The following is a 13,039-nucleotide window of genomic DNA, read 5'->3' on the forward strand; positions in this document are numbered from 1 at the left end:
CGCGCGCGTGGGCCGACGACGCGCGCGCGCCGTCCTCGTCTCCTCCCCGCCCCTCGCCGGCTCTGGTATCGCAGCGGTGATGGACTTCGGGTGGACCCCTTCCCAGCGCGCCGTCCACGACCGCATGCGCGCCCTCGGCGCCGAGGCCGACGCCGCGGCCCCGGACGATCGCATGCGCGTCCTCGCCCGGGGCGGCGCCCTCGGCCTGCCGATCGCCCGCGATCTCGGCGGCGAGGGCCTCGACCTCGTCACGACGGCGCTCGCCTACGAGGGCCTCGGCGCGACGCTGCGCGACGGCGGCGTCCTGCTCGCCGCGGGGGCGCACCTCTTCGGCGTGGCGCTCCTGCTCGCGCGGGTAGGCACGCCCGCGCAGCAGCGCGCGTGGCTGCCGCGGATGGCGAGCGGCGCGAGCATGGCGACGGTCGCCGCGACCGAGGCCGGCGCGGGCTCGGACGTCGCGTCGGTGCAGGCCAGGGCCGACCGCACGGACGCCGGCTACCGGCTCACCGGCGACAAGCGGTACGTGACCTGGGCCGACCGGGCCGATGTGTACCTCGCGATCGCGCGCGACGGCGGCGGCGGCGCCGGAGGGGCCCCGGCGCGCGGCCTTACCGCGCTGCTCGTCCCCCGCGCCGAGGGCGAGGGCGCGGCGCGCATCCTCCCCGGCGCGCCGCTCGCGACCGCGGGCCTCCGGGGCGCGCGGCTCGCGCCCGTCTCGTTCGCCGGCTGCGAGGTCGGCCACGACGCGCTCCTCGGCCGCGCCGGCGCCGGCCTCGCCGTCTTCCAGATCGCGATGACCTTCGAGCGCGCGCTCATCCTCGCCTTCCGCCTCGGCGCCATGGAGCGCGCCCTCGGCGAGGCCGTCCGCTTCGCCCGCGAGCGCGAGATCGGCGGCCAGGCGATCGCCCGCCACCAGGCCGTCGCGCACCGCCTCGCGCAGATGAAGCTGCGGCTGGAGACGTCGCGGATGCTCATCTACCGTGCCGCGTGGGCGCTGGATCAGGGCGAGCGCGGCCAGGCCGAGGCCGCGCTCGCGAAGTGGCACACGGCGGACTCGGCCGTGGCGTCCGCGCTCGACGACCTCCGGCTCCGCGGCGGCGCTGGCTACCTCGAGGAGAGCGGCCTCCCCTCCGCCATCGATGACGCCCTGGGCGGCAGCATCCATTCGGGGACGTCCGACGTGCTCGCCACGATCGTCGCGCGGTGGCTGGGCGTCTAGCCGCTCGCCGGCGCTTCACCTCGTCTCACCGAGCTCCTCCCTCGCCGTGACGTCAGGCCGCCGGGGAGGGTGCTCGGCCCCCTCCCATCCAGCATGGAAGAACTTGGACGACGAACTACTGGCCAACCCTCGCCGGCGCCTTTACCAAGGTAGGGCTGCGCGGGCCGGCCCAGGGTCGCCGGCCCGCGCCCGTCCGCCGGCCCTTCAAGCCCAACCAGGAACGATATGACCGAAGCGACCGACAATCCCCTGCTCACTCTCGGCTTCGAGATCCCGTTCGATCGCATCCGGAGCGAGCACGTGGAGCCCGCGGTGCGCGCGCTGCTCCAGGACGCCCGCGCCCGGCTCGACGCGCTCGTCGCGGCGCCCGGCCCCCGCACTTACGACAACACCCTCGCCGCGCTCGAGGCCGTCACCGAGCGGCTCGACCGCGCCATGAACGTCGTCTCCCACCTCGAATCGACGTCCACCACCCCCGCGCTGCGCGCCGCGTACAACGCCGTCCAGCCGGAGGTCAGCGAGTTCCTGAGCGGCATCGCCCTTAACGAGGGCGTCTACGGCGCGCTCAAGGCATACGCGGCCACGCCCGAGGCCGCGGCGCTGACGGGCCCGCGGCATCGCTTCCTGAAGAAGACCCTCGACGATTTCCGGAGGAGCGGCGCCGAGCTCGACCCGGCCGGCAAGAAGCGCCTCTCCGAGATCGACGTCGAGCTCGCCACGCTCACCCTGCGCTTCTCGCAGAACGTGCTCGACGCGACGAACGCCTTCGAGTTCGTTGTCGAGGACGCTGCCCGCCTCGCCGGCCTGCCGCCGAGCGCGGTCGAGGCGGCCCGTCAGGGCGCGAAGGACAGGGGCATCGAGGGGTACCGCTTCACGCTGCAGGCGCCGAGCTACATCCCCGTGCTCACGCACCTCGACGACGGCTCTATCCGCGAGCGCTTCTACCGCGCCTTCAACACGCGGGCGACCGAGGGCGACCACGACAACCGGCCGCTCATCCGCCGCATCCTCGAGCTCCGCGGGGAGAAGTCGAGGCTGCTCGGCTACGCGAGCTTCGCCGATCTCGTGCTCGAGGACCGGATGGCGAAGACGGGCGCCGCGGCGCGGCGCTTCGTCGACACGCTGCGGGCGCGCACCGAGCCGGTCTTCGCCCGCGAGAAGGAGGAGCTCGCCGCCTTCCGCCGCGAGATCGAGGGCCCGGACGCGCCGCCGCTCGCGCCGTGGGACGTCGCCTACTACGCCGAGAAGCTCCGCCGCGCCCGCTACGATTTCGACGACGAGGCGCTCCGCCCGTATTTCCCGCTGGATCGCGTCGTCTCCGGCCTGTTCGAGATCGCCCACCGTCTTTACGGCGTGCGCATCGCGCCCTGGCAGTCCGCCCCCACGTGGCACCCGAGCGTCCGCGCCTACCAGCTCGTCGAGCCGGACGGCGCCCAGAGCGCCGCTTTCTATCTCGACTTCGTGCCGCGCGAGCAGAAGCGCGACGGCGCCTGGATGCACGGGCTCGTGACGGGCGCGCCGAGCGAGAATGGGCGCGCGGCCGGCGAGGACGCGCGTCACCTCGAGGTCCTCGCGGGCAGCTTCACCCCGCCGGTCGGCGGCCGCCCCGCGCTGCTCAACCACCGCGAGGTCGAGACGCTGTTCCACGAGTTCGGCCACATGATGCACCACGCCTCGAGCCGGGTGCCGATCCGGAGCCTCGCCGGCACCAACGTCGCCTGGGACTTCGTAGAGCTCCCCTCGCAGATCATGGAGAACTGGTGCTGGGAGCGGGACGCGCTCGACCTCTTCGCGCGCCACCACGAGACGGGCGTGCCGGTCCCGGACGACCTGCTCCAGCGCATGCGCGCGGCCCGCACGTTCCGCGCGGGCGCCGCGACGATGCGCCAGCTCGGCTTCGCCGAGATCGACCTCGCGCTCCACGTGGACTGGACCGGAGAGCAGGGCGATGTCGTCGAGTTCGCGCGCGAGGTCCTCGGGCGTTACTCGCCTGTCCCGCTGCCCGAGGGCTACGCCATGATCGCCGGCTTCTCGCACCTCTTCTCGAGCCCGGTGGGCTACGCAGCGGGCTATTACTCGTACAAATGGGCCGAGGTGCTGGACGCCGACGCGTTCTCCCGCTTCCAGGAAGAGGGCCTGTTCAGCCGGAAGGTGGGCGACGCGTTCCGGAGCCAGATCCTCGCGCTCGGCGACACGCAGGACCCGATGGATCTCTACAGGAGCTTCCGCGGCCGCGAGCCCACCCTCGACGCCCTGCTCCAGCGCAGCGGACTCGCCTGAGCCTCCGGGGCGGCCCGGCGCCTCATCCATCACGGCGACACCCCAGACTCCCTCTCTGGCCATGTGACCGAGCGGCGCTTTCGTGAGGCGTTAAGCAGGCTCGCTCGGTCAGGCTCAGGGCGCGAAGCTTGGTTAGGGCCTACTCCCCATCGACCTCCCTGGGCGCGAGGAGGCCGTGTTCTTCGCGCGGCGCGGGGAGGGCCGATGTCTGAGCCCAAATGACAAAGCTCCTCCGGCTTCGCCGGAGGAGCTTTGTCTCAGGTGAGTCCGGCGGGGTCCCCGCTCCGCGCGAAGAACACGGTCTCCTCGCGCCGGGCCCCGTGGGATCACTGCATCTTGAAGTTGCAGGCCGACAGCGTGGCCGTTCCGATCGTCTGCGTCATCGCCCAGTTCGCGAGCGAAGCGACGCTGGCCTGCTCGGACCTGAACGCGTAGTTGCTCGCGAGCTGCACCTCGGTGCCGTTCTTCGGCCGGATGTACACCGAGTACCGCTTCGCCGCCACGTCGACCACCATCCGGACGGTATAGGTCGTCCCGCCGGTGTACGGGAACACCCGGAGCGCCTGGTACCTCGAGGCGTTCCGGACGCGGACATTGCCTTCCTCGTCGAAGATGACGATCGCGGCGAGCTGGGTCCACTGGCTCGCGGAGCCGCTCGAGAGGCCGACCACAGCGTCGATCTTCGACGCGCTCGGCGTCACGTCCCAGGTCGCCGTGAAGGTGCCCCGCTGGGTCGAAGGCAGCTGCGAATTGGACCATTGGCCAGCGTTGACGACCGAGCACACCGGCGCCGTCGGCGTGGGCGTGGTCGGCGTGGGCGTCGGCGTGGTCGGCGTGGGCGTCGGTGTCGTCGGCGTGGGCGTCGGCGTCGCGGTCGTCGTCCCGAACTCGAACGCGCCGATGTCGACCGCGCCCACGGCCGTCCGCCGCTGCGCGGAGCCGACGGCCGCGAGGGCCGCCTTCGGCGGGTGGTACAGCGGCATCGCGAGCGGCGACGGGAACGTGCGCCCCGAGATCCCCGTCGTCGAGCTGACACCCGCGTTCCGCATCGGGCTCGTCGAGAGCAGCGTCACGTCGCGGTTGCCGATGCTCGTGAAGCCGGGATCACTCACGATCAGCGTCCCCGTGAAGCCGGAAGGCACCGTCGTGCCCGTGGGCACGGCGTTGTTGACGCCCTTGATGAGCGGGCTGCCGGTCGTCCAGCTCGCGTCGTCACGGAAGACCTGAACGCTCCCGCCCCCGACGCGATAGAACATGTTGTTGTGCAGCTCGATGCTCTCGATGCCATCGAACAGGTGAATCGCCGCGCTCGACCCGGCCATCAGCAGGAACGTGTTGTTCACGAACCGATACCGCCCGTTGGTGTCACCCGTGCCGTCGCCGCCGACGCGGATCACGTACTGCGTGTGCGTCTTGCGGAAGACGTTGCCGACCACATCGGAGTCCTCCCGCGCGAGCCCCGGATCCTGCCCGTCGGGGCCGATGAGCTCGAGGTCCTTGTAGAGCCCGCCCTCGATCCAGTTGTAATAGATCTCGTTCCGCTCCGCGCGGGTCTTCACCGCGTTGCCGCCGATTGCATCGTGGACATAGCTGTGCTGCATCCGGAACACGGAGCCCGGGTAGGCGGACTCATCCGTCGCGATGTAGATCGGGTGCTTCTGCGTACCGCTACCGCATTTATAGACCTCCACGTATTCCACCGTCAGCGAACCCGAATCGCTGTCGGCGCCCAGGATCCCGTGCGCTGGGCAATCGTGGATCACGGAGTCACGGATCGTGACATCGTGCCCGTGCTGGAAGATGCACCTCGAGGTGCCGCCCGTCACATCGAACCCCTCGAAGACGATGTGGTTCGCGTTGATCTCGATCGTGTTGGTGCCGCCCTTCAGGACGGGGCGCTTCCCGCCGACGCGCACGCCGCGGATCGTGATCTTCGAGGTGGGCGTGCCCCATTTCGTGAGCCTGATGTCGCCCGAATACGTGGCGTTGCCGTCGACCTCCACCACGTCGCCCGCCTGCAGTCTGCTGGCTACCTCACCGATGGTCTTGTAGGTGCGCGTGGGACCGACTTGATAGGTCGTGCCGGCCGCCTGCTCCTCCGCGTCCAGCTCCTCTGCAGTCACGTCCTCGTCGAGCGGCGCGCAGCCGAAGCCGACGATCGACATCGCCACGAGCGAGGCGATGAACTTACCGGCGGCAAACGACCGCGACCCAAAGCCTTGAGAAATCGAATGCATGGCTTTTTCTCCCCCGGCGTCGTCGAACCCCTGTGGTGAACAGGACCGTAACGGGCGAAAGCATCAGGGGGCAGAAGAGGAGCCTCCCGCTGCGTGCCTTCGCGCCGCGAACCATCGGTGCAGACCATTCAGCACCAGAGGGGCGGATACCGGCGCTCTCGTGAAACAACTTATTCCCGGATTAACACGACGGGTCAAGACGAAATGCTTTCGAAAACGAAACGAACACCCAATTAGGTCGCACACCTCGGCCGCTTTTCACATCACTGTTGCAAATTTTCGATGCAGAACTGCAATGCGCAGTCCGTCCGCTGATGTAAGGAAGGTATAGAGAAGTGGTCGTTCGCTCGCTTGAATGCAGACGAAATCCCCCGAAAATGTGGGTGAACCCCCAATGCGACAGGGTTCTCCATGTCGGCCAACGACCTTCACCTACCTTACCCCCGCATTCGCTATCTCGGCCGCGGCGCCTGTGACCCGAGGGAGGTCGCGCGCTTCCTCGGCGACACCGCTGCACCGCAAGCAAGAAAACAGCTCGCGGCCCTGCTCGATCGCCTGGCGGGGAGGATCCGCTATGCGCGTCGCGGCTGGCCTGCCGCGGTCGACGCGGTCGACGCACGACACGGGCTCGCGGGAGATCGTGGAGAAGGACGACGGGCCGGCGTTCGACGGGGAGATCGGCGGCGTCCGCGCGGCATCGCGCTGCTCGCCGCGCGGGGGAGATCGGCGGGAATCGGCGGGTGCGCGGGCGGGCGAGCGGTCAGCGCCTCCCCTTGAAGCCCATCATCTGCTGCACCACCGCCTCGCTCTCCTCGGCGATCGCGCCCTCCTGCGCCGCGCGGTCGGCGCAGTCCTCACAGACCTTCTTCTTCTTGCTTCCGACCTTGATCGTCTTGAGCTCGTCGACCTCGTTATCGCACTCCCGGCACGTGGGCATCGCCACACCTTCCTTTCGCCGGGCCAGCATATCGCACCGATCCCGCGCGCGCCGAGATCGCGCCCCGGCGCCGCGAGCGGACCGCGCCGAGATCGCGCCCCGGCGCCGCGAGCGGACCGCGCGGCTCGCCCGCCCGATGTTTGGCCCGGACGAGCCCCGCGACCTAGGCTCGCCGCGTCACGAGGACACCAAGGAGGCTCGCATGGATCGGAGGCAGGGCGCGCGCGCGCAGGTCGACTTCCCCGTCTCGGCGCTCGTCGATGGCCACCGGCACCGGTGTCGCGCGATCGATCTCTCCCCCACGGGGATGGTCGTCGAGCGCGCGCCCGCGCTGGCAGGCCGGGCGCTGCCCGCCGTGACCCCGTTCGAGCTCGACCTCGGGGTCGGGCGCCCCATCCGGCTGCGCGCCCGCCCGGTCTGGGACCGCGACAACCTGCTCGCCGTCCGCTTCGTGGTCATGAGCGACGCCGACCGGCTCACCATCGCCGAGCACCTCGACCAGCGCGCCCACCGCCGCGAACCCCTCCATTAGAGCGACGGGCTCCCGCTTCGGATACGGGCCCACCTCGACGTTTTCGGTGCTCAGCGCACCGGAGTGCGCTTGCGCGCCGAAAACGCCGATCTGGGCCCGTCTCCTGTGCGGGAGACCGCCGCTCTGCTGCGGCTGGGCAGAGGGGGGCGGAAACCGGTGGAGATGGGGCAGACGACCGGGGGTGAACGCCTCGAGAGGGACCGGGAGGACGCCCCCGACACGATGCTCGGCTGCAAGGATGAAATCGCAGGATTGCAACGCGGGGAGGATGTGCCCGGGACATCTATGTGAATTTTATATCTATTTCCGTCTTCTCGCGGTGGCATGTGAACTGCTAATTCACGGACGAGCGTTGCTGGTGCGGCCTCTCCCCCCCTAGGCCCCGGCGACGCTTTTTTTTGTCGCTCGCTGGAGCGACGAGCGGTGGGCCACGCGCTACGTGCGGGGCTCTCGTCGCCGGCGCGCAGCGGAGATCGACGCCCGCGGAATGCTGGCGGCAGAGCGGCGAAGCTCGTCGAGCGCGTGCTCGGGTAGGCGCGGCGCGCGCGGCTCGGCGGCGCTTGGCTCGGGAGGGGCGGGCGCGCGGGCGCCCAGGTACGGCCAGAGACTCTCGCGGATGGGCGCCGGCAGGACGTTCTCCAGGTACTCGAGCGCAGTCCCGCGGAGGTGGGCGTCGTCGGCGTGGAGCGCCCTGTAGGCGATCTCGAGCGGCTCGCGCTCCAGGCAGAGCGAGAGGACGCGGAACACGTGCTCCAGGCTGCGGCTCGTCCGCTCGACGAGCAATCGCTCGGCCAGCGGCGCCTCGACCGGAGGCGCGACGTTGGGGGGCTGGGCGTCCCACACCCGGCGACCGATCGCGATCTCCCGCATCGCCGCCTCGATCACGTCGTCGTGCCGCAGGTGGATCGGCGCGCGCTGCTGGAGGAGCCGCGCGAGCGCGACGCCGCACTGAAAACGCACCTCGAAGCGCTCGTCGGCAAGGCCCAGGATCAGGCCGTCGGCGGCGCGCTGGGTGGGACAGGCCTGGAGCACCCGCGGGATGCGGCGCCGGAGGGCGACGCTCACGGACGGATCGAGGAGCGCGTCGGTGAGCTGGCCGGTCGCGCGGGGGGCGACGGCGCGGAGCGCCCGGATCGCCTCGGAGGTGAGCCCCTCGCGCTCGAGGAGCGGGAGGAGGTGCGGCACGAGCGCAGGGTCCGGCTCCCGGACGAGCGCCCGGCGGATCCGCTCGGGATCGCCGGAGCGCAGGTCGGCCGTGACGGCAAGCACCGGATCGGACGCCAGCGCGGCCGACGCGGCGCGCGCGGACAGCGGCCCGTCGGCGCCCCTGCGATCACCCGCCGGAGGCCGCGGCGAGTCCCCAGGGGCAGGGGCGGAGAGCGGTGAACGGCCGGAGAGCGGCGGGCCGGGGTGCGACGTGCGCTCGCCGTCGGCCGAGGCGCGCCCGGCGTGGTGCCGCGCCGCCGCGGCGTTCCGGAGCGCGGCGAGCTCGGCGCGGACCCTGTCGCGGCTGAGCGCGTCGACGGTGCCGCTCAGGGTGCGGCGGGTGGTCGCGTCGACGACGTTCGTCGGGTCGAGCGAGACGGCGCCGGAGCGCAGGCTGCCCTCGAGCGCGGCGACGTAGCCCCGGTGCAGCCGAGGCGTGAAGAGCAACGTGACGCCCGCGGCCGCCGCGCCGAGGCCGAGCAGCAGCGGGAGCGACCCGCCCGGGGCGAGCACGAGCAGGGCCATCGCGAGGCCGCTGCCCGCCGCGGTGCCGATGCGGTCGAAGCCGACGTCGATGAGCGTCTTGATCGACCGCTTCTGGTCCGGAGGCAGGGGCGTATAGAGCAGCTCGTAGCCCGACCGGAACAGCGAGTTCCGGAGCACCGCCTCGGTCGCGCGGACGATGGAGGCGGCCCAGAGCCGCGGCGCGACCACGAGGGAGAGGGTGCTCGCGACGACCGCGGCCGGGAGGATGCCAATGGTGGCGGCAAGCCCGAGCCGGTCGAGCGAGAAGGTGGCGGCGAGCGTCTGCACGAGGAACGAGAGCACGCTCACCGAGAGGTGGAAGAGCGCGAAGAACGAGAGCAGCGCGTTGCGGTCGGTCATCGCGGCGGCCGCCTCGGCGCTGAGAGCCACGTCGAACAGCGCGCCGCTCACGGCGCCGAGCCCGACGAGCAGGCCGAGGTCGCGCAGGTGGCTGTTGTCGCGCAGCGCCGCGAGCCCCGACCCGCCGGCGCCAACCTGGGTGCGTGCCGCCTCAACCTCGGTGCGTGCCGCCTCAACCTCGGTGCGCCCTGCCTCAACCTCGGTGCGCCCCACCTCAACCTCGGTGCGCCCTGCCTCAACCTCGGTGCGCCCCGCCCCGCCGGTGGCGCCGGCCGCGCGCGCGAGGCCGGCGCCCAGGTGGTGGGTGGCCCAGGCGGTGAGCGCGCTCACCGCGGAGAGGGCGAGGAGCATCGTCGGGGCGTCGATGAGGCGGCTGGCGCGCCAGGCGAACAGGCCGCCGATCACGCCGCCGACGGTCCCGCCGCCCGCGATGCGCCCGATGGAGTGGCGGGCGGTGTGGGGGTCGAAGCGCTCGTTGACGAGCGACCAGAAGGCGGAGATGAGCGTCGCGCCGAAGACGGCGATGTGCAGGTAGAAGACGAGGGCGGCGGCGCCGGGTGCGCGCCGGGCGAGGGCCCACTCCAGGGCGAGCAGCACGGAGCTCGCAGCGAACGTGGCCGGGACGACGCGCGCGGGGGAGAGCTGGAGGAGCGCGCGCGAGAGCAGGACGACGGCGGCGAACGACAGGGCCGCGCCGGCGGCCATGACCTTGGGGACGTCGGCCGCGCCGAAGCTGGCGAGGAAGAGGGCGTCCCGGGTCGCCCGGCCGGCGACCTGCTGGGCGATCATCGCGCCCGAGGCGATGGCCGCGAGGAGGACGGGCCTGTCGCTCGCGCTGTCCTCTCCCACCTGCGCCCTGGGCATCCTAGGCGGGTTCGGCGGCGAGCACGCGGGCGTCGGTGACGATGGTCCCGAGCGGGACGTCGCCCGGGGTCGCCGGCACCTCGACGACGAGCTGGAAGTCGAACACGACGCCCACCGCATGCGCCGGGGGGCAGAAGCGCGGCAGGGTGCTGTCGTAGTAGCCGGCGCCATAGCCGATCCGGTGCCCTCGCGGGTCGATCTGCAGGGCCGGCACGACGATGACGTCGAGCGCGGCGGCCTCCTCGTCGGTCGCGTCGGGCTCGCGGAAGCCGAGGCCGCGCTCCTCCATGGCCTCGGGGTCCTCGACGAAGCGGAAGGTCATGGCGCGCGACTCGGGGTCGATGGAGGGGTACGCGACCCGGGCGCCGCGGGCGCGCAGCAGCGGATCGAGCTCCCGGAGGTCGACCTCGTTGCGCCCCTCGATCGGGTAGAAGAGCGCGACCCGCCGGGCCGCGGCGAGGGCCGGCAGCTCCGCGAGCGCGCGCTGGATCCGGCGCGATCGCTCGAGGATGGCGTCGAGGGGGATGGAGCTGCGGACGGCCCGAGCACGCTTCCGCAGCTCGGCTTTGGCGCGGTAGCGCAGGGCGGCCTCGGCGTCGGGGTCCATGGCTCGGTGTTCCTCCGGCGCGCATCCTAGAGAGCCGCCCCGGGCCGGGGAACCGCCATGTGCGAAATCGGTGTGAGGTGGCGCAGTTGGCCCCAGGTGTGGCGCCCTTGCACGGAGGGCGGGCAGCGGCCGCGCTGCGAGCGCGGGAGAGCGGGACGGGCGGGAGGGACCGCGCCGAGGCCGCAGCTGCGAGCGGCTAGCCAGGGTGAGCCCACGGACGAGCCCGGTGGCACCGTTCGTGCTGCTGCCGGCGGCCGCGCGGATGGCGGCGGCGCCGCCGCGCGGTCCGCACAGGCAGCTGGTAGCATCCTGATCGCGGAGAGACGATACCGGAGCGGTGCGATCGCGGGGGCAGGAGCCCCCGGCGCCGGAGGAAGCGATGTTCTGGGAGGATTTCAAGAAGTTCGCGATTCGTGGCAATGTCGTCGACATGGCCGTGGGCGTCGTGATCGGCGCGGCGTTCGGCAACATCGTCAAGACGCTGGTGGATCACCTGATCATGCCGCCGATAGGCCTCCTGACGGGCGGCATCGATTTCAGCCGGCACTACATCGTCCTGAAGTCGCCGAGCGGGCCCGGTCCGTACGCGACCCCCGAGGAGATGGTGAAGGGCGGCGCGGTGCTCCTCCAGTACGGGGTCGTCATCAACAGCCTGGTGAGCTTCGTCATCGTCGCGCTCTGCGTCTTCCTCCTGGTGCGGCTCATGGGGAAGCTTCAGAGGCAGCACGCGGAGGAGGTGACGACGAAGGAGTGCCCCGAGTGCGCGATGAGCATCCCCATCAAGGCGGTGCGCTGCGGGCACTGCACGGCGGCGCTGAAGGGCGCGTAACGCGAAACGGAGAGGTCACCGCGTGGGCGGCGCAGCTGGCGCCGCTCGCCGGCGAGCGGGCGCCCCGTCGAGGCAGCGCGCGTCGACGCCGGGTTCGCTCGGAGGGGCGCGCGGCCGCGGATGGCCGCGCTCTGCCTCAATGGTTCTCGACGGGCACGCCGGCCTCGAGCACGGCCTTCTTCAGCGTCAGAATTTCCTGCTGAGCGTCGGTGAGCTCCATCGAGTGAAAGCCGGACGGGGCGGTCGAGCCCATGTGGATCGGGGCGACCGCGGTCTCCAGGATCGGGATCCCATCGAGCCTGCGCTGGTCGGTGCGTGGCCTCGGCTCGCTGAGCAAGGAGAGCAGGCTCGGAGACGCGGTGACCCGAGGGCTCAGCGCGTTCACGCGATCGGGCGCGAACAGCTCGAGCGCGGTGCGCGCGATGCACGTATGGTCGAGTGTACCGTGGAACGGCACGCCGCGCGGAGCCCACGGCGAGACGACGAGGGCCGGCACGCGAACGCCGAGCGTATCGAACGGCGCCGCCTCGTTCGCGGGCGACGGCGGCGGGCGCACGTGGTCGTAGAACCCGCCATGCTCGTCGTAGGTCACGACCAGCGCCACGTGCGGCCAGGACGGGCTCGCGATCAGGTGGTTGTAGATGCGCGCGATCAGGTTCTGACCGCGCGCCACGTCGGCCGGGGGATGGTCGTCATTCGCCCAGTTCAGCAGCGCGTCCACGTCGACCAGCGTGAAGTTCGGGTCGATCCACGAGACGCTGGGCAGCGTGCCTTCACGGCAGGCCCTGTAGAACGAGGAGATCTTCGCGATCGGCAGCCCGCGGTGGCCCTTGTATTTCTCGACGGTACGCAAGAACGCGATGTCGTGCGAGTAGTAGCGCCACGAGTCGACCGGCAACAAGTCGAAGAACGTCGCGTGGTCGATCCATTGCAGGTTGCCCGTGCGCCCGCCGCTGGTCCCGCAGAGCGCGAAGAACCGGTTCGGCCACGTCGGGCCCGCGAACGAAGCGAACCACCGGTCGCAAACGACGTACTGTCGCGCCAGGCTATCGTACGTCAGCAGATCGCGCTGGTCGTACCAGCCCATGATCTCGGCGACGTGGCTGTTCGTGCTGTAGCCTTTCACGAAGCCGTCCATCGCGCCGCCGTTGATCTGCCCCACGACCTCCTTCCGGTGGTGATGCGGGCGGATCCGGACTCTCGTGCTCTCGAGATGATATCCAGTGATCGGCGTGCCGTTATCGTCCGAGTTCGTCGCGCCGATCACCCCATCGACGTCCATGCCCGTGCCGCCCAGGTAACCCAGCATGTGATCGAAGGAGCGGTTCTCGAGCATCACGATGACCAGATGACGAATGTCTGCCATGTTCCACCGCTCGCTTTCCCATGCGGCTCAGCGCTGTGCCGGCGGACGCGGCCGCGCAGGGCCAGTTTCACTATCGT

Annotated in this window: 9 protein-coding genes; 4 read left to right on the forward strand and 5 right to left on the reverse strand. The window is 71.3% G+C overall.

Annotation, left to right across the window (positions count from 1 at the left end; translation table 11 throughout):
• Nucleotides 1-7 precede the first annotated feature (7 nt).
• Nucleotides 8-1,219: an acyl-CoA dehydrogenase family protein gene (locus WMF46_RS37005; protein WP_437981520.1), complete on the forward strand. Its 1,212-nt coding sequence runs from the start codon at nucleotides 8-10 to the stop codon at nucleotides 1,217-1,219.
• A 225-nt stretch (nucleotides 1,220-1,444) separates the two neighbouring features.
• Nucleotides 1,445-3,499 (forward strand): M3 family metallopeptidase, encoded by a 2,055-nt coding sequence (locus tag WMF46_RS37010; protein ID WP_437981521.1) that lies wholly within the window; start codon nucleotides 1,445-1,447, stop codon nucleotides 3,497-3,499.
• Between the two features lie 326 nt (nucleotides 3,500-3,825).
• Here the strand turns inward: WMF46_RS37010 and WMF46_RS37015 are convergent, their stop codons facing one another.
• Together WMF46_RS37015 and WMF46_RS37020 are read right to left on the reverse strand one after the other, a co-directional pair.
• The gene (locus tag WMF46_RS37015; protein ID WP_437981522.1) at nucleotides 3,826-5,736 is read right to left on the reverse strand and encodes a hypothetical protein; all 1,911 of its coding nucleotides are present in this window, start codon (nucleotides 5,734-5,736) and stop codon (nucleotides 3,826-3,828) included.
• A gap of 760 nt (nucleotides 5,737-6,496) precedes the next feature.
• Entirely contained in the window at nucleotides 6,497-6,673 is a 177-nt protein-coding gene (locus tag WMF46_RS37020; protein ID WP_157907138.1) for a hypothetical protein, read from the reverse strand.
• Between the two features lie 202 nt (nucleotides 6,674-6,875).
• Here WMF46_RS37020 and WMF46_RS37025 point away from each other — a divergent pair, with 202 nt between their 5' ends.
• Complete coding sequence (locus WMF46_RS37025; RefSeq protein ID WP_272104316.1) at nucleotides 6,876-7,205, forward strand: PilZ domain-containing protein; 330 nt, start codon at nucleotides 6,876-6,878, stop codon at nucleotides 7,203-7,205.
• Between the two features lie 435 nt (nucleotides 7,206-7,640).
• On the opposite strand, the gene WMF46_RS37030 is transcribed toward WMF46_RS37025, so the two are convergent.
• Together WMF46_RS37030 and WMF46_RS37035 are read right to left on the reverse strand one after the other, a co-directional pair.
• Nucleotides 7,641-10,145 carry a hypothetical protein gene (locus WMF46_RS37030; RefSeq protein ID WP_437981523.1) on the reverse strand — a complete coding sequence of 835 codons (2,505 nt, stop codon included), beginning with the start codon at nucleotides 10,143-10,145 and terminating at the stop codon, nucleotides 7,641-7,643.
• A gap of 16 nt (nucleotides 10,146-10,161) precedes the next feature.
• Nucleotides 10,162-10,767, reverse strand: coding sequence for a 5-formyltetrahydrofolate cyclo-ligase (locus WMF46_RS37035; protein ID WP_437981524.1), 606 nt, complete (start codon nucleotides 10,765-10,767; stop codon nucleotides 10,162-10,164).
• A gap of 379 nt (nucleotides 10,768-11,146) precedes the next feature.
• Between WMF46_RS37035 and mscL the strand changes: the two genes are divergently transcribed.
• Nucleotides 11,147-11,596: a large conductance mechanosensitive channel protein MscL gene (gene mscL / locus WMF46_RS37040; protein ID WP_437987980.1), complete on the forward strand. Its 450-nt coding sequence runs from the start codon at nucleotides 11,147-11,149 to the stop codon at nucleotides 11,594-11,596.
• A 136-nt stretch (nucleotides 11,597-11,732) separates the two neighbouring features.
• Here mscL and WMF46_RS37045 read toward each other — a convergent pair whose 3' ends face one another.
• The gene (locus tag WMF46_RS37045) at nucleotides 11,733-12,962 is read right to left on the reverse strand and encodes a phospholipase C (RefSeq protein WP_437981525.1); all 1,230 of its coding nucleotides are present in this window, start codon (nucleotides 12,960-12,962) and stop codon (nucleotides 11,733-11,735) included.
• Between the last annotated feature and the right edge of the window lie 77 nt (nucleotides 12,963-13,039).

The sequence above is a fragment of the Sorangium sp. So ce117 genome, assembly GCF_051524395.1.
Taxonomy (GTDB): Bacteria; Myxococcota_A; Polyangia; order Polyangiales; family Polyangiaceae; genus Sorangium; species Sorangium cellulosum_B.